At 66.9% G+C, this 16,344-nt stretch carries 14 protein-coding genes and 1 pseudogene; 6 read left to right on the forward strand and 9 right to left on the reverse strand.

The genetic code is table 11. The annotated features are described in order from the left end of the window. Positions 1-84: 84 nt before the first annotated feature. Both ACGFK1_RS07140 and ACGFK1_RS07145 read left to right on the forward strand, forming a co-directional pair. Positions 85-1,383 (forward strand): thymidine phosphorylase, encoded by a 1,299-nt coding sequence (locus ACGFK1_RS07140; protein ID WP_393427533.1) that lies wholly within the window; start codon positions 85-87, stop codon positions 1,381-1,383. Beyond that, entirely contained in the window at positions 1,380-2,468 is a 1,089-nt protein-coding gene (locus ACGFK1_RS07145; protein WP_393427534.1) for an adenosine deaminase, read from the forward strand. The genes ACGFK1_RS07140 and ACGFK1_RS07145 overlap by 4 nt, the downstream gene beginning before the upstream one ends. Here ACGFK1_RS07145 and ACGFK1_RS07150 read toward each other — a convergent pair. The 4 genes and pseudogenes from ACGFK1_RS07150 to ACGFK1_RS07165 form a co-directional block, all read right to left on the reverse strand. Further along, on the reverse strand, positions 2,465-3,304 hold the full coding sequence (locus ACGFK1_RS07150) for an alpha/beta fold hydrolase (protein WP_393427535.1): 840 nt from the start codon (positions 3,302-3,304) through the stop codon (positions 2,465-2,467). The two genes, ACGFK1_RS07145 and ACGFK1_RS07150, sit on opposite strands and share 4 nt — an antisense overlap. Positions 3,305-3,363: 59 nt before the next feature. Further along, a complete protein-coding gene (locus ACGFK1_RS07155; protein WP_393427536.1) occupies positions 3,364-4,647 on the reverse strand; it encodes a primosomal protein in 1,284 nt (427 codons plus the stop codon). A gap of 30 nt (positions 4,648-4,677) precedes the next feature. After that, a pseudogene (locus ACGFK1_RS07160) lies at positions 4,678-5,929 on the reverse strand (NRAMP family divalent metal transporter). Beyond that, positions 5,887-6,075, reverse strand: a complete 189-nt coding sequence (locus ACGFK1_RS07165) for a hypothetical protein (RefSeq protein WP_393427537.1) — start codon at positions 6,073-6,075, stop codon at positions 5,887-5,889. Before ACGFK1_RS07165 ends, ACGFK1_RS07160 begins: the two are co-directional and overlap by 43 nt. A gap of 161 nt (positions 6,076-6,236) precedes the next feature. Here ACGFK1_RS07165 and ACGFK1_RS07170 point away from each other — a divergent pair, with 161 nt between their 5' ends. Next, positions 6,237-7,103: a hypothetical protein gene (locus ACGFK1_RS07170; RefSeq protein ID WP_393427538.1), complete on the forward strand. Its 867-nt coding sequence runs from the start codon at positions 6,237-6,239 to the stop codon at positions 7,101-7,103. 196 nt (positions 7,104-7,299) lie between these two features. After that, the gene (locus ACGFK1_RS07175; RefSeq protein WP_393427539.1) at positions 7,300-7,863 is read left to right on the forward strand and encodes a hypothetical protein; all 564 of its coding nucleotides are present in this window, start codon (positions 7,300-7,302) and stop codon (positions 7,861-7,863) included. Between the two features lies 1 nt (position 7,864). Here the strand turns inward: ACGFK1_RS07175 and ACGFK1_RS07180 are convergent, their stop codons facing one another. After that, positions 7,865-8,737, reverse strand: a complete 873-nt coding sequence (locus tag ACGFK1_RS07180) for a maleylpyruvate isomerase family mycothiol-dependent enzyme (protein ID WP_393427540.1) — start codon at positions 8,735-8,737, stop codon at positions 7,865-7,867. Between the two features lie 173 nt (positions 8,738-8,910). Between ACGFK1_RS07180 and ACGFK1_RS07185 the strand changes: the two genes are divergently transcribed. Continuing rightward, a complete protein-coding gene (locus tag ACGFK1_RS07185; protein ID WP_393427541.1) occupies positions 8,911-12,189 on the forward strand; it encodes a LuxR C-terminal-related transcriptional regulator in 3,279 nt (1,092 codons plus the stop codon). 1 nt (position 12,190) lies between these two features. Here the strand turns inward: ACGFK1_RS07185 and ACGFK1_RS07190 are convergent, their stop codons facing one another. Both ACGFK1_RS07190 and ACGFK1_RS07195 read right to left on the reverse strand, forming a co-directional pair. After that, entirely contained in the window at positions 12,191-13,240 is a 1,050-nt protein-coding gene (locus tag ACGFK1_RS07190; protein ID WP_393427542.1) for an NlpC/P60 family protein, read from the reverse strand. After that, entirely contained in the window at positions 13,240-13,539 is a 300-nt protein-coding gene (locus tag ACGFK1_RS07195; RefSeq protein ID WP_393427543.1) for a hypothetical protein, read from the reverse strand. Before ACGFK1_RS07195 ends, ACGFK1_RS07190 begins: the two co-directional genes overlap by 1 nt. Positions 13,540-13,589: 50 nt before the next feature. On the opposite strand from ACGFK1_RS07195, the gene upp reads away from it, so the two are divergent. After that, positions 13,590-14,213 carry a uracil phosphoribosyltransferase gene (upp, locus tag ACGFK1_RS07200; protein WP_393427544.1) on the forward strand — a complete coding sequence of 208 codons (624 nt, stop codon included), beginning with the start codon at positions 13,590-13,592 and terminating at the stop codon, positions 14,211-14,213. Here upp and ACGFK1_RS07205 read toward each other — a convergent pair. After that, a complete protein-coding gene (locus ACGFK1_RS07205; protein ID WP_393427545.1) occupies positions 14,210-15,856 on the reverse strand; it encodes a phospho-sugar mutase in 1,647 nt (548 codons plus the stop codon). The genes upp and ACGFK1_RS07205 overlap by 4 nt on opposite strands. Beyond that, a complete protein-coding gene (locus ACGFK1_RS07210; RefSeq protein WP_393427546.1) occupies positions 15,853-16,305 on the reverse strand; it encodes a MarR family winged helix-turn-helix transcriptional regulator in 453 nt (150 codons plus the stop codon). Before ACGFK1_RS07210 ends, ACGFK1_RS07205 begins: the two co-directional genes overlap by 4 nt. Between the last annotated feature and the right edge of the window lie 39 nt (positions 16,306-16,344).

Here is a 16,344-nt window from a genome sequence, read left to right on the forward strand (position 1 = left end):
CCGGTTGATGCTCGGTGGTCGAATGTCGCATCCGTTTGATGCTCGGTGGTCCGATGTCGCATCCCTTTGATGCTCGGTGGTCCGATGTCGCATCCCTTTGATGCTCCGACGGTCATCCGGACCAAGCGCGACGGCGGCGTGCTGTCGGACGCCGCGATCGACTGGGTGATCGACGGCTACACCAACGGCACGGTGGCCGACGAACAGATGTCGGCGTTGTTGATGGCGATTTACCTGCGCGGCATGACCGGCGCCGAGATCGCCCGCTGGACGGCAGCGATGGTGGACTCCGGTGAGCGATTGGATTTCACGGATCTGCGGCGCGACGGCAAGCCATTGGCGTTGGTGGACAAACATTCCACCGGCGGGGTCGGCGACAAGATCACCATTCCGTTGGTGCCCGTCGTAATGGCGTGCGGCGCAGCGGTTCCGCAGGCGGCAGGCCGCGGCCTCGGGCACACCGGCGGCACCCTCGACAAGCTGGAGTCCATCGCGGGGTTCACTGCGGAGATCCCCAAAACCCAGATCCGGCAACAACTTCGCGACCTCGGCGCGGCGATTTTCGCAGCCGGTGAGCTGGCGCCGGCCGATCGCAAGATCTATGCGCTGCGCGATGTCACGGCCACCACCGAGTCGTTGCCGTTGATCGCGAGCTCGGTGATGAGCAAGAAGATCGCCGAAGGCACCCGGGCACTGGTGCTCGACAGCAAGGTCGGCAGCGGCGCGTTCCTGGCGACCGAAGCGGAAGCGCGCGAACTGGCGGCCACGATGGTCGAAATGGGTACCGCCGAGGGGCTGAGGACCCGCGCGCTGCTGACGGACATGGAGACGCCACTGGGCCGCACGGTCGGCAACGCTGTCGAAATCGAGGAATCCCTTCAAGTGCTCGCGGGCGGCGGGCCCGCCGATGTGGTGCAGCTGACGCTGGCGCTGGCCGCCGAGATGCTGGACGCGGCGGGCCTGGACGGGACGGACCCTGCGCAGACGCTGAAGGATGGTTCGGCGATGGACCGGTTTCGCGAGTTGGTCGCCGCGCAAGGCGGCGACTTGTCCCGACCGCTGCCGATCGGTGCACATTCCGAGACCATCAGCGCGCCGCGCGGTGGCACGATGGGACTCATCGACGCGATGGCGGTGGGTCTGGCGGTGTGGCGGCTCGGTGCGGGCCGCTCCGTCCAGGGTGAGCGGGTTCAGTACGGCGCGGGGCTGCGCATCCATCGACGGCCAGGTGAACCCGTAGCCGCGGGCGAGGCCTTGTTCACGCTCTACACCGACACACCCGAGCGATTCGAGGGCGCGATGTCGGAACTCGACAGCGCGTGGAGCGTCGGCGACGCCGCGCCGCCGGACCGGCCATTGATCATCGATCGGATCGTCTCGTGACCACTCCGCTGACCCTCGAGTCGATCCGGCAGGCGCCCAAGGCGCTGCTGCACGACCACCTCGACGGTGGCTTGCGGCCGGCGACGGTGCTGGAGCTGGCCGAGACCACCGGTTACGAGGAGTTGCCCGTCACAGGCGTCGACGAGCTCGCGCGGTGGTTCCGCACGGCAGCGCACAGCGGCTCGCTGGAGCGCTACCTGGAACCGTTCGCGCACACCGTCGGGGTGATGCAGACACCGGAGGCGTTGCACCGGGTCGCCTACGAATCCGTCGAAGATCTGGCGGCCGACAACGTCGTGTACGCGGAGATCCGGTTCGCACCCGAGTTGCACATCGACCGCGGGTTGTCGCTGGACGCGGTCGTCGACGCGGTGCTGGCCGGGTTCGCCGATGGTGAGAAAGCCGCCAGCGCAGAGGGCCGTGGCATCACCGTGCGCTGCCTGGTCACCGCGATGCGGCATGCGGCGCGGTCGCGGGAGATCGCGGAGTTGGCCATCCGGTTCCGCGACAAAGGGGTGGTCGGCTTCGACATCGCGGGCGCCGAGGCAGGCTATCCGCCGACACGGCATCTGGACGCGTTCGAGTTCATGCGAAGCAACAACGCGCGCTTCACGATTCACGCCGGCGAGGCGTTCGGCCTGCCGTCCATCCACGAGGCGATCGCGTTCTGCGGGGCCGACCGGTTGGGCCACGGAGTGCGGATCGTCGACGACATCACTGTCGGACCCGACGGCACGGCGCACCTCGGCAGGCTCGCTGCACTGTTGCGCGACAAGCGAGTTCCGTTCGAGATGTGCCCGTCGTCGAATGTGCAGACCGGCGCCGTCGACAGCATCGCCGAGCATCCGTTCGACCTGCTGGCCCGCCTGCGGTTCCGTGTCACCGTCAACACCGACAACCGGTTGATGAGCGACACCACGATGAGCCAGGAGATGCTGCGCCTGGTCGAGGCGTTCGGCTACGGGTGGAGCGATCTGCAGCGGTTCACCATCAACGCGATGAAGTCGGCGTTCATCTCGTTCGACGAACGACTCTCGATCATCGACGATGTGATCAAGCCGCGCTTCGCGGTCCTGGTGGGCTAGCCTTCTGCTCGCGGCGGCCACGTGAGCGCAGTGCACAGCGTGTCGGCGAATTCGGTTGGCGCCGCCATGAATCCACCGTGATCGCCGGGGAACTCCACCGGCGCGACACCGAGCACGTCGGCCACGGCGACCGAGGTTCGGTAGGAGAGCAGCCGGCCGGAGTCGACGCCGACACCGATCACGACGCGTGACGGGCTGTTCGTCAAAGCGTCGATGTCGGGCGCGAATCGTGTCGTCGGACGCAGGTCGATCTCGAAGAACCGGGCGCTCTGCCGGATCTCGTCGGCTGACGGTTCGCCGGGCGACGACGGGGCGTCACCGGGCGACACGTCGAATCCTGCGTTGCGCATGAACTGCATCCATGCGGCGCCGAACCCGTCGCGGTGGAACGTGTCGATGATCGCCTCGGTGGCGGCTCGCTGTTCGGCGGCGTCGGGTAGGAGTTCCAGCAGCGGGGGTTCGTGTGCGATGAGCGTGCGCACGCGTCCGGGATGCCGGGCGACCAACGCCAGACCGGTGACAGCGCCTCCGCTGGACCCGAACACGTCGGCCGATTCGGCGCCCAGCTCGGCGAGGATCGCGGCGACGTCGTCGGCGCGCTGCTCGACGCTCGACGGCGCGTCAGGATCGTCGACCGGGCTGTTGGCGTAGCCGCGCGGATCGAAGGTGACGACGGTGCGGTCGGCGGCCAGTGCGTCGGCCAGCGGCGCGAATTCCGCGGCCGCCATCGGCGATCCGGCCAGCAGCAGCAGCGGGCCGCCGCCCCGGATCTCGTAACGCAGGCGGGCGCCGGGAACGGTGACGGAACGGACGGTGGGAGTGCTGGGCAATGTCATAACCGATACAGACCGCCGCCGGGCCGAGGACTCATCGCGGCGGGCTGGGCTGGGCGGTGCTACTCCTGGCGCAGCCGCGCCTCGACGAACGCCTCGAGCGCCTCCCACTGCTGGACGGCCTTGGCGTAGGGCGCGTTCGGCCGCTGGACGGTGTCGGGGTCGAGCACATAGGCGATCACGTGGCCCAGCGGCTGATCGGCGTCCAGGGTCTCGTCGACGGTGGTGTCCTCGGAGTATTCACCGATGTCCCTGAGGAATTCGACGGCCAACTCCAGCTGGTCGCGGTCGATGGCGTCGGGCCCGTCGGCGAGGTCATCGACGATGCCGGTCAGCACGTAGACGTTGTCGTCGTGCACATTGACCCGCAGCGAGCCGTCGGTGGCCGCGGTGCGAATGTCGTCGTAGGTGGCCAGGTCGGACAGGTCGTGGTCGTGTTCGTCGGCGAGGTAACGCGCCAAGGCCCCGCCCGAGCTGAAGACGCTGACGCGCCCGTTGCGGCCCAGGAAGATCGGCGCATCGTCGAGGTAACAACGCAACGTGTAGTAGGTGCCGGCGCTGGTCATGATCCGCACCGGATCGATGCCGACCTTGAGCCAGAAATCGTCGTCGCTACCCAGCACCAGTCCTTCGGCGTGGTCGGCCAGATCGTCGGTCTGCTCGGCCTCGGTGTCGGCCTCGGTGTCGTCGCTGTCGGCCTCGGTGTCGGTCACGTCGTCGAGTTCTTCGACTTCTTCTGGTTCAGGTGCAGGCTCGGCGAGTTCGGCTGCGGCCTTCTCCGAGGCTGCCTCGTCGACGTCGGGGATCGTGACGATCGCGTCGATCGCATCCACCACGTTGTCCCAGCCGCGGCCGATCACCGACTCGATTTCGGCCCAGCGCTTGCGGCCGGCGCGCCCGGCGAACGCCTCGATACCCCCGCCGACCGTGCCGAGCACCGGATTGCCGTTGAAGAACTTGGTGACCGCGGGCATCTCACACACCGAGCCGATGGACGACGCGATCGCCAGGGTGCGGTGCAGTTCCTTGACCGTCTCCTCGCTGGGCTTCTCCGCGACCAGTTCTTCGAGGCTGACAAGGTCGTACTGGCGATCCTGCTGAGGATCGAGCGTGTGCGCGTTCGCCTCGGTCAGCGCCTGCCAGGCCGGATGGTCGACCAGGTCGTTGTCGGTGTTGGTCCGCACGAATGCCACCAGGTCGGCGACCGACTCTAATGCGTAGAGGTCCTCCTCCTTGCCGAGGAACGCCTCCCACTCGTCACCTGAATCGCGCCAGCGTGGAGCCCACAGGGTGTACAGGTCGCCTTTGGTCAGGGCGAGCCGGATCGGCACGATGTCAGCAGCCATGGCGCACAGCCTAACGACGACACCCGGCCACTAGGCCATCAGGGACGTGACTGCAAGTGCCGCCACACACAGCAACACCACCCCGGCGGTCAGACCGTATACCGCGATGCCCGCCCTGCCGACAGCGAAGCGACCCATCAGATCGCTGTCGCGACCGAGGCCGATCATCGCGAACAACAGCGGGATCAGCAGCACCGCGTTGAGCACCTGGGTCGACACGAGGATCGTCACCAGCGGGACGTTCGGTATCAGCACGACGAGCGCGCCAAGCGCGGTGACCACTCCGTACGTCACGTAGAACGTCTTGGCCTCGTCGTACGGGTCGTCGAGTGCGGCCTCGACGCCTGCGTATTCGCACACCGAATACGCCGTCGACAGCGGTAGGACCGATGCGGCCAGCAGCGCAGCTCCGATGAGACCCACCGCGAACAGTGTCGCCGCCGCATTCCCCGCCAGCGGTTGCAGCGCGACGGCGGCATCCGCGGCGTCGTTGATCGCACGGCCGTCACGGTGCAGGGTGGCCGCGCAGGCCACGACCACGAAGAAGCCGATGACCCCGGTGAGTACCGCGCCTGTCACCACGTCGATGCGTTCCAGCGGCAAGTCTTCAGTGCGCAGCCTCTTGTCCACCGCGTACGACTGAATGAAGGACAGTCCCCACGGCGCGCGGGTGGTGCCTACGGTGGCGGTGACGATCGCGATGGCATCGGCGTTGACGGGCATGGTCGGGACCAGCGGCCCAGTTGGGGTGAGCCAGGATGCCCGAGGCGAGGTAGGCGAGGAACACCGTGGACACGAGCAGCAACGCGTGCTCGACCCGGTGGAAACTGCCGCGCAGTACCAGGAAGGAAACGACTGCTGCTGCGGCCGGGATGCTTGCGTAACGACTGATCCCGAAGAGCTCGAAACCTGCTGCTATTCCGGCGAATTCGGCACACGTTGTGCCGATGTTGGCGATCACGAGAGTGGCGAGGACTGCTCCGCCGAGCCGCACGCCGTAGCGCTGGCGGACCAGACCGATCAGGCCCTGGCCGGTGACGACACCCATCCGGGCGGCGAGCCCGTGAAACAGCACGAGCGCGACGGTCGACAGCAGAAGCACCCACAGGAGCTGATAGCCGTGGTCGGCGCCGAGCACTGAGTACGTCGTGATGCCCGCGGGATCGTCGTCGGACAGACCTGCGAGCAGACCGGGCCCGACCACCGCCAACAGCGCACCGACGGTGAAACCCTTGGTCTTCACCGATCCGCACCCGTCGGGCTGTGCCTGCGACGTGGCCACACATGAGATCGGAGCAACCGCCGTCCGCCCAACGCAGGTGCGCGTGCGAGGCGCTCGCGCCAATGTGTCGCGTCCTCGGCGGGCAGCGCGGCGACGATGTCGGCCGCCACCGTGTCGGGCATCGCCCGCAGGACTCGTTCTGCCACCACTCGATGACTCGCGGCGACGACCTGCGCCGCGACATCCGGGCCCTTGGCGGGCCCAAAATCTCGGGTGCCGACTGTGTGTCGAGGCGGCTGATCAGAAGGGCGAGTCCACGCGCGTCGAGTAGGTGCACGGCAGACCTCGGCGTGGCGAGTTGCACGGTATGTCCGCGTTCGGAAGTGAGGTGCAGATCGGTCCACGCGACCGCGTCGCCGCGGGCCCGTGTTGTCAACCGGCCCAAGCCCAACCGCCGCAGCACGGCGCCGAATCCGACCTCGACGCCGACCACTTCGAGCTGCGTGTCGGTGCCGCGGGCAAGCACCACGTCCGCGACACGGGCCAGGCGCTGTCCTGCGACATCGACCACCTGGGTATCCAAAACATCACGGCCCAAGAGGATTTCGTCGAGAGCCAACGCATCTTCGATCGATCGAATCGCGAAGCGGTCAGGATCCTCGGCGAGGGTGACGACGGTGTGCTGAATCGATTGAAGCGCCGTCGACGGGACCAGGAGGTCGCCGGATCGGCGCCGTCGCACCACTATCCGATCAACCCGCCCAGATCCTGCGTGATCGCCGAGGTTCACCACCAGGTCGCGAAGGCGGCCGACCAACTGGCCGTCCGGATCAAGGACGTCCTGACCGATCATCCGGCTGAGAAGCAGCACCCTAGGAGCATGCCGGAACAAGGACGGCTCGGAGTCGGCAAATCGCCGAACCCATTGTTGGGTTCGGTAGGCGCTCTCTACCGGATACTTCTCGGCGTGAGTGTCAGTGACGAATCGGCGGTGTCGCGGCAATTTGTCGCATTCTCGCCGTCCATCTCCGCCCAGGTGAATGACTTCTTCGCGGGGACGCGCAAGGGAATCTTCTACGCCGTGTACGGCGTGCTGGCGGCAGCGGTCTTCGCTTTGACCGATGGTCAAATCGTTGCGGCCGTGGATGTCGTGGGGCCTTGGCGTAGTAATCGCGATCGTTGTATTGGGTTCGCTGGCTTGGCCGGCCTATCTGTGGTGGCGGTCGCGGCGTGAAGTCCTCATAGCTGTTACGGGAGATGGCCTCACCGTCGAACAACGGCCGGGAATTGTTTTTCCGTTCGCGCACGCACAACTGGGCCCATGGGCGACGATGGGCGTGGCGCTTCACTTGCGGTCGGGCCCAGACCGGTTAGTCCTTGGCGGGCGAGATAGTCGGATTGGCGCCTCGACGCGGCTCGATGCGCAGCCCGTGGCCGGCGTCGACGCGTGGTTGTGGGCCGCGGAGTTCGACGAGCTACTCGCGATGGGCAGCCGAAGCAGCGGTCCTTCACCGCAGGAGCCGACGCGTTGTCTGCTGTTCCCCAACCCGTACCTGGCCGAGGAGGTGGGGCCGTTCGGATTCCGAAAACACGCCCAGCTACAGCGATCACGCTCGCAGCCGAGCCTGCTCCTCGACGTGGACGACGATGCGATCCGAGTGATCGACCCGGACGGCGATGTGCTCAGGGCCTCGGCGCTGCTTACCGAGGTGACTGCGACACCGGCGACCTTCCAGCCGGACAGTGTCGGCAGCGCCGACGGCAGTACCCATCACCATCCCGCGATCGCGGGTGTCATCATCGGGGTTCCTGGCGTGGAGCCACTGACCATCGGGTGTCTCGACGTTGTCGGGCCGCAGTTTCGATACTCCTGGCCTGCGGATGTGCCGAGAAGCAATCAACGTCCGGCGTATGTGGTCTCCGTAGGGGATTGGCTGACGCTCATCGAAAGGTTTGGCTTGACAGGGCAACTGCGCGACAGCGCAACGCGCTGAGCTACGGGTTGTAAAACAGTGCCTTGAAACGAAGGCCGAGCCACGGACGACGGCCCGTCGACACAATTCCGCCGCGAATGAACGCTCGGTACAGAGGTAACCGCCCGTATGCGACGAGGAGGAAGGTCACGGGACGCGCCGAGATCACGCAGTCGACCGGTTCCCCTGCCGGCCGAACCTCGACCTTGCCGTCGGCGACCTCGAGAACATACCGGGGGCCGTTGGCGCGCAGTCGGATCTCGTAGACCACCGATGCGCCGCGGCATGCGTCGGATCGGACGGTCAGGGGTGACATGTTCGGGCATACCGTGCCGACGATGAGTTGCGCGTGCTCGGTGGGAATGTGCCACGGCCGGCCTGTTCCGGTCGCGATGTCGTGTCCGTGCACGGTCAGCTCTCCCAGCGCCAGTGCGATGAGGCAGTCCACGGTCCGGGTCCGGCCACGGCCATACCACGGCGTTGCACATTCCTGGTCCGGATGGGCCGCCGCCGTGAGTCGCAGAAAACGTTGTGTCGCAACGGTGATCATCTCCGCGATCCGTGCCGCGTCGCTGTGGTCGACCATGGCGATGGTGCTGGCATTGCAGGCCGCCAGTCGAGTCGGGAAGTCTGCATCTGGAATCTGGTCCGCCACCAGCGCTTGCGGCTGCCCGTCGATCGCCGCGCTGAAGGCGTTGATGACGACAAGGACATGGGCAGCGGTCTCGCCGACCGTCCAGGCGGTGCCTCTGGCGGGGTGCTTGGTGTTGTCGATGCCCCGCAGCAGTGCGGCGAACCGCTTCGCCACCGCACTGATCGCTGCTCTGGCCGCTTCCCGGTCCAGTTCTGTCACCGCGGGTGGGCAGCCGCCCTGTGGGCTGGTGTCGATCGTCATTGTGGTCTCCTCGGGACGGTACGAGTTGAGAATGCGGTGTCATCGGCCGCGGGATCGTCGGTGAAAAGGCGTAAATGACTGCCGCGTGGTGTCGCAGACCGGCACCGCAATGTCGGATGTCTACGCGGTTTCGCTGATGTTTCGCGGGTCGGTGACGGTCGATGCTGATTACCATGAGCGCAACGGACTGGAGCGTTGACATGGGGGAGTTGCTGCGTCCGACGGGGACGGTGACGCTGTTGCTCGCCGATATCGAGGGCTCGACGCGGTTGTGGCAGAGCCAACCGGAGGAGATGACGGCCGCCATCGCGCGGTTGGATCGCGTCGTTTGCGATGCGGGCGCGGCCCATCACGGTGTACGGCCCGTCGAGCAGGGCGAGGGGGACAGTCTCGTCATCGCCTTCGCGCGCGCCAGTGATGCGGTGGCCTGCGCCCTGGAATTACAGCGGGCGCCGCTGACTCCGATCCGGCTGCGCGTCGGCGTACACACCGGCGAGGTGCAGTTGCGTGACGATGGGAATTACATGGGCACGACCATCAACCGCACCGCCCGATTGCGGGATCTGGCTCACGGTGGGCAGACCGTTCTGACAGGAGTCACCGAAGATCTGGTTGTCGATCGATTGCCTCCCGCTTCCTGGTTGATTGATTTGGGTTCACATCAACTGCGCGACTTCCCGCGCCCAGAACGCGTGTTGCAGCTCTGTCATCCCGATCTCCGCAACGAGTTCCCTCCACTGCGGACACGGAAAGGTGTTGACTTTCACCATCTCCCATTGCAATTCACCAGTTTTGTGGGACGTGAGACCGACATCAACGACGTGTGTCGGCTCGTGGCAGGTAGCCGTGTCGTGACACTCACCGGCGCTGGCGGTATCGGTAAGACCCGCCTCGCGGTAGAGATATCGGCGAGGTCCAGCGACCATTTCGACGGCACTGTGTGGGTCGATCTGGCGCCGATCACCGATCCCGATCTGGTGTCTTTGGCGGTGATCCGGGCGCTGGGATTGCCCGACCACATGGGCGCCTCTACCGCGGGCACACTGACGCGGTTTGTCGGTGACCGACCGATGTTGTTGGTGTTGGACAACTGCGAACACCTGCTGGACGCGTGTGCGGAATTGGTCGTCGCGGTGCAGGCCAGTTGCCCGGGGGCGGCGATCGTGGCCACTAGCCGGGAGCCCATCGGCGTGCCCGGCGAGGTGAGCTGGCGCGTGCCATCGCTGTCACTGACCGATGAGGCGATCCAGTTGTTCACCGACCGCGCACGTCAGGTCCGTCCCGATTTCCGGATCACCGAAGACAATTCGGCGATCGTCGAGGAGATTTGCCGTCGACTCGACGGGCTGCCGTTGGCCATCGAGCTGGCCGCGGCGCGAGTCCGCGTCCTTTCGCCGAGCGAGATCCGCGACGGCCTACATGACCGCTTCCGGCTGTTGACCGGCGGCGCGCGCACCGCAGTGCGCCGCCAGCAGACGCTTCGGGCATCGGTGGACTGGTCGCATGAGCTGCTGACGACGCCGGAACGGATCGTCTTTGCCCGGCTGGCCGTATTCATGGGCGGGTTCGATCTGCATGCTGGCGAGGCGGTGGCTTGCGGCGGCGACATCGAGCCCTTCGAGGTTTTCGATCTCCTTTGCCTGCTGGTCGACAAGTCTCTCGTCGTAGCCGAAAGTACCGACGGTTCAACGCGATACCGACTGCTGGAGACGGTGCGCCAGTACGCTTCGGAGAAGCTCGGTGACTCCGGCGAGGCCCGCGTCGTGCGTGGCCGCCATTGCGATTACTACACGGCAATGGCGCGTGTGCTCGACACTTTGACCAGTATCGGCCACGAGCAGCGTCTCGCGCGAGTCGACGCTGAGATCGACAACCTGCGGGCGGCATTCGGGTGGAGCCGGGAGAACTCGGATGTCGAACGCGCGTTGCAACTGGCATCGTCGCTGCAGCCGCTATGGGTGCTGCGGGGCCGGATTCGGGAAGGGTTGGCATGGTTCGAAACGACGTTGAATGTTTCGGCCGACATGCGCCCGGCGGTGCGCGCTGCGGCGCTGGCCGACTACGCGGTGCTCGATGCGTACACGGGCGCCACCAGCCGTCTCGAACAAGCCCGCGAAGCTTTGGCCGTGGCGCGCGAAGTCGATGATCCGGCTTTGGTGGCGCGCGCCCTGACCGCCTGCTGCGCCAGCGCCGTCTACGACCCCGAGGTGGCCCGATCGTATTTCGCGGAGACGATCGGCTTGGTTCGCTCGATAGGCGACGCATGGCGGCTCAGCGACATCCTGGGCTGGCAGGCATTGGGAGCGATCACGACCGGCGAACCGGCGGCCATCCTGGCTCCCGCCGAAGAGGGGCGCGATCTCGCCGAATCGATCGGTGACTGGACCGTCTCTCGGCGGTGCCGTTGGGCGGTCGGGATCGCCCAATTGATGGCCGGTGACGTGGCCGACGCCGTTGAACAACTGCGCGAGGTCGCCGCGGAGTCCGACGCGGCCCACGATGTGGTCTGGAGGTGCTCGGCGCTGTTCATGCTGGCCCTGGCGCTGGCTCACCACGGGATGGCCACCGCGGCCCGCGAGGCGGCCACTGCCGCCATCGATGACGCCGCCGACCTCCCCGAGTTCTACTCCGGTCTCGCCCACGCCGCATTGATCGCCTCCGCCCTCGCGGCGGGTGACGTCTCCGCGGCCGACGAAGCGATTGCGGCGGGCTGGCACCACATCGCCGTGCAGCCCAACATGATGGCGATCTGGAACATCTTTTTAGCCCAGACGTCGCTGGCACACGGCGATCTGGCCTCGGCACGGCACCAGATCGACCACATCGTCGCCACGACATCCGGTCTTCACCTGTCCCTTGCACTGACCGTCCGCGCCGGCATCGCGATTGCGCAAGGCCAACCAGAAGAGGCAGATCGAGACGCGCATGACGCGCTCGCAATCGCCGCCTCGATCGGGGCCAATGGGGGGGTTCCTGACAACCTCGAGATTCACGCGTTGATTGCCGGCGTCGCCGGCAGACACCACGAAGCGGCGCGGCTTTACGGCGCCGCGGCCGGTGTCCGTCAGCGCAACGCTCAGGCCCGCTTCCAAATTTTCGACGGCGTCCACGACGCCTCGATAGCCGCGCTCCGGGAAGCCCTGGGGGACAGCGAATTCGATTCCGCATGGGCTGGGGGAATGGGGTTGTCTACCGATGAGGCCGTCGGATACGTACAACGCCGTCGCGGCGAACGCAAACGCCCAACGACGGGTTGGGCATCACTCACGCCCACCGAGCGAGACGTCGTCCGACTGGTCAGCGAAGGCCTCGCCAACAACGACATCGCCACCAGGCTTTTCATTTCACCGCGCACCGTCCAATCCCACCTCACTCACGTCTACACCAAACTCGGACTCACCTCGCGGGTACAACTCGCGCAGGAAGCCGCCCGGCACGGCGCAACGCGTTGAGTCACCCCGTCGGCCGCCAGAAACCCTGAAAACCCTGGCCGGCGTTCGTGGTTCGGATCGGTGACAACTGCACCGGATCGCCAGCCTCGATCATCGTCCCGTTCCCCACGATCATTGCGACGTGGCCGTCCCAGACCGCCAGATCACCAGGCCGTAGCGACCCGGCGTCGACTGCGGCGCCGATGTCCTGCTCCTGCGCCAACCGCGGAATATCAAGCCCCGCTTCGTGATACGCCCATTGCGTCAGGCCACTGCAGTCCAGCCCGACGCCCGGTGTGGTGCCGCCCCACTCGTAAGGCACGCCGAGTTGGGTCAGCGCGTGCCGAACGGCGCTGGCGGCCAGCGTGTTCGGCGCCATCGCGGTGCTGCCGTCGGGCAATCGGACGGCGAAACCGTCACCGAACACCGCCGCATCCGGTAGCGGTGCGTCGTGTGCCGCAAATTTCGTCAGTTCGCCGAGACCGCCCGACGGCGAGCCACCGCCCACGCCGGGCAGCGGGTTCATCGAAGGCATGGACGGACTGCCCATGTCCGCCGGTGTGGTCGCCGCAGGGGACGACGGCGCCGGCGACGGGGACAGTGTGGCGGCGTGGCCCTGTAGCTCTGCGCGCAGTTCCTCCACCACCGCGACGGCCTCCGCCAGCGTCCGCTGCGCCTCGGCCAGCATTTCCCTTTCGGCCGCAGGTGAACCGAGATACGGCTCGAGCGCGGCGGCGCGAGCCTCGAAGCGCTCGACGATGTCGCGCAGCCGCTCGTTGGCACGGGCCACGGCCCCGCCCGCGGTCTGCGTGACCACGCTCAGCTCCTGCACCCTTGCGGCCAGCTCTTCGGTGGCGATGACCGTCGCAACCGCGAACTGTGCTGCGGCGTCTGCGCCGGCACCTGACCACGTCTGCTCGGTGTGGGTCCACGTGCGGCGGGACGCCGAGGCGATGTCTGACAGCGACATATGCAGCCTGCTCAATCCGAGATCGTCCGGCCACCCCTGGCCGATCAGCGACTGCACCTCCCGGATCGGCGCTGCGAGCGCCGAGACCAGCGCACTGGGCATCAGTACACCCCCGACAGTCGAGTGCCCGCGCGTGCATCGGTGCTGTCATACGCGATTGCGGCGTCGTGCGCCGTGCGAGAGCCGGCCGCCATCCGGTCGGCCAACTCGGTCACCGCTCGAGACGCCTCGATGGTGGCCTCGGTCAACGCGGCGAGGAAGCGGGCACCGACGGGGCCGAGCATCGCGCCGGTGGCGGCATTGGGTATCGATGCCAGGGCCGACGCGACCGCGGCAAGGTCGCTGGCGTGGGCGTCGTTGGCTGAGCCGAAGGCGCGGACGGCATCGGTGTCGGCGAACATGGGTGTTAGGACGTCCGCGGCGGCCGTTCGGTTCCACTAGGGTTCGGCGCATGGATGTGCGCGTCGTCGACCACCCCCTGGCCGCCGCACGGCTGACCACCCTGCGCGACGAGCGCACCGACAACGCGGCGTTTCGGGCCGCGCTGCGCGACCTGACACTGATGCTGGTGTACGAGGCCACGCGTGACGCCGCATGCGACACCGTCCCGGTGCGCACGCCGCTGGCCGAAACCACCGGATGCCGGCTGGCCAACCCGCCGCTTCTGGTGCCCGTGCTGCGTGCCGGACTGGGCATGGTCGATCAGGCGCATGCGTTGATTCCGGAGGCGCGGGTCGGCTTCGTCGGGGTCGCGCGCGACGAGGAAACTCATCAGCCCACACCGTATTTGGAGTCGCTGCCCGACGACTTGAGCGCACAGCCGGTGATGGTGCTCGATCCCATGCTGGCAACCGGCGGTTCGATGGCGCACACGCTGGGCCTGCTGCAGTCCCGCAACGCCGTAGACATCACCGCGATCTGCGTCGTCTGTGCGCCGGAAGGCATTGCGGCGCTTGAGAAGGTGGCGCCGAACCTGCGGCTGTTCACCGCCACCATCGACGACAAACTCAACGACGTTGCCTACATCGTGCCCGGCCTCGGCGATGCAGGTGACCGGCAGTTCGGGCCCCGCTAGAACTGGCGGGCCACCGAAGCCAACTCGTCTTGAAGCCCGCGAGCCTTGATGCGGGTCCCCTCGAGGTCGGACATGTTCGCACAGCGAACTTCGATGTAACACTTGAGCTTCCGCTCGGTTCCCGAAGGCCGCACGACCATCCTGACCCAGTCCTGATCGTTGCCGCCGAGGAACACCAGGCCATCGGTGGGCGGATGCCACATCTTCAGGTCGGTCACCGCCACCTCGAAGCCGCCAAGCCGATCCGGCGGTGTCGCCCGCAGCTTGGCCATCACCGCCTGCGCCTCGCCGATGTCGGCGACGTGTCGCGTCACCGCCGTCGAGGTGTGCACGCCGTGCTCCCGCGCCAGCGCATCGAGTGCATCGAGCACCGTGCGGCCCTGATCACGCAGTGCCCCAACCAAATCACAAAACATCACCGCCGCGCTGATGCCATCCTTGTCGCGGACAGCGCCTGGATCGACACAGTGACCGATCGCTTCTTCGTAGGCGTAAACCAGCGTGCACCCGGGCCGGTCGACGTCGGCGCGCGACAACCATTTGAACCCGGTGAGAGTCTCCACATGCTGGGCGCCGTGGGCCTCGGCGATGGCGGCCAGCATGCGTGACGACACCACGGTGCTGGCCACCAGCGTGGCGGCGGAGACAGGGCCTGGCTCGGTCTGGGTGAGGATGTATTCGCCAAGCAGCCAACCGGTTTCGTCGCCGGACAGCATGCGCCAGCCATTGGCCGTTGGCACGCCGACCGCGCAGCGGTCAGCGTCGGGGTCAAGTGCGATCGCGATCTCAGCGTCCACCTCGGCGGCACGCTCGAGCAGCGCGTCGACCGCGCCGGGCTCCTCCGGATTGGGCACCGGCACGGTCGGGAAGTCCGGATCGGGCGCGAATTGGCTTTCGACGACATGGATGTCGGTGAACCCGGCGCGCACCAGCGCGTCCATCGCGAACTCGCCGCCCACGCCGTGCATCGGGGTCAATGCGATGCGCACAGAGCCGTGAGCGAACCGGTGGCGTCCCGCCCGCTCGATGTAGTGCTGAACGACGTCCACTCCGCTGGGTTGCACGGGTTGCCGGGCGATCTGGTCGGCCGGCGGTGCCTCGGCGGCGGCGCGCTCGATCTCGTCGTCGATCGGCGGCACGATCGGGAAACCACCCTCGAAGTAGACCTTGTAGCCGTTGTCGGAAGGCGGGTTGTGCGATGCGGTGATCTGGATGCCCGCCGCCGCGCGGTTGTGACGCACCGCGAACGCGAGGATCGGCGTGGGCACCGCGGCGAACATCAACGTCACCGAGAATCCTTCGGCGGCAAGGACTTCTGCGGCCGCCAAGGCGAAGTCCTCGGACCTGTGGCGGGTGTCCCTGCCGACCACCACCGGCTTGTTCGCCAAGCCGTGGTCCTTGAGTACCTTGGCGACCGCCCATGTTGTGCGCAGCACGACGGCCAGATTCATGCCGTTGGGGCCGCCGCGAAGCGGGCCGCGCAGACCCGCGGTACCGAACGTCAGTGGATTGGCGAACCTGTCATCGAGTTCTTGCGCACTGAGCGCCGCGAGTTCCGCGACGGTCTGCGGATCGGGGTCGTGAGAGATCCACTCCTGCGCGACCGACGGCACCGTACTCTGCTGGCGCCGCGACGAACTCATACGGCTAGTGTGCCCGCTTTGGTCTCGCTGTAAGCCAGCTTGCGCAGCACCGGGGCAACGAGCATCAGCAGGTCGAATTCCAACGGTGTGAGGTTGTCACGCATGGTCGCGTGCAGCCACGCATCTCGTTCGGCGCGATCAGCCTCGAGCAGTGCCATCCCTGTATCGGTGAGTTCGATGAGCTGCCTGCGCCGGTCGTTCTCATCGGGGCGGCGCGCGATCAGGTCTCGGCCGAGCAATTCGTTGATGCTGTCGGTCAGCGACTGCACCCGGACGTGTAATTGGTGCGCGAGTTCGGCCGGCGTGGTGACGCCGGCGCGGCTGATCTCGCTCAGCAGTTCCATCTGGCTCAGCGTCAGGCCGTGGTCGAGGCGGTGCCTGCGCATCTGCCGGGCCACCGCCATCATCGATTCCCGCAGCTCGGTGGCTTGGGTGTGAATGCGTGGCATAACCAAGTTATACCTTGGTAATCAGTGCATGTCACGTGG

The sequence above is a fragment of the Mycobacterium sp. NPDC048908 genome (genome assembly GCF_043197955.1).
GTDB lineage: Bacteria > Actinomycetota > Actinomycetes > Mycobacteriales > Mycobacteriaceae > Mycobacterium.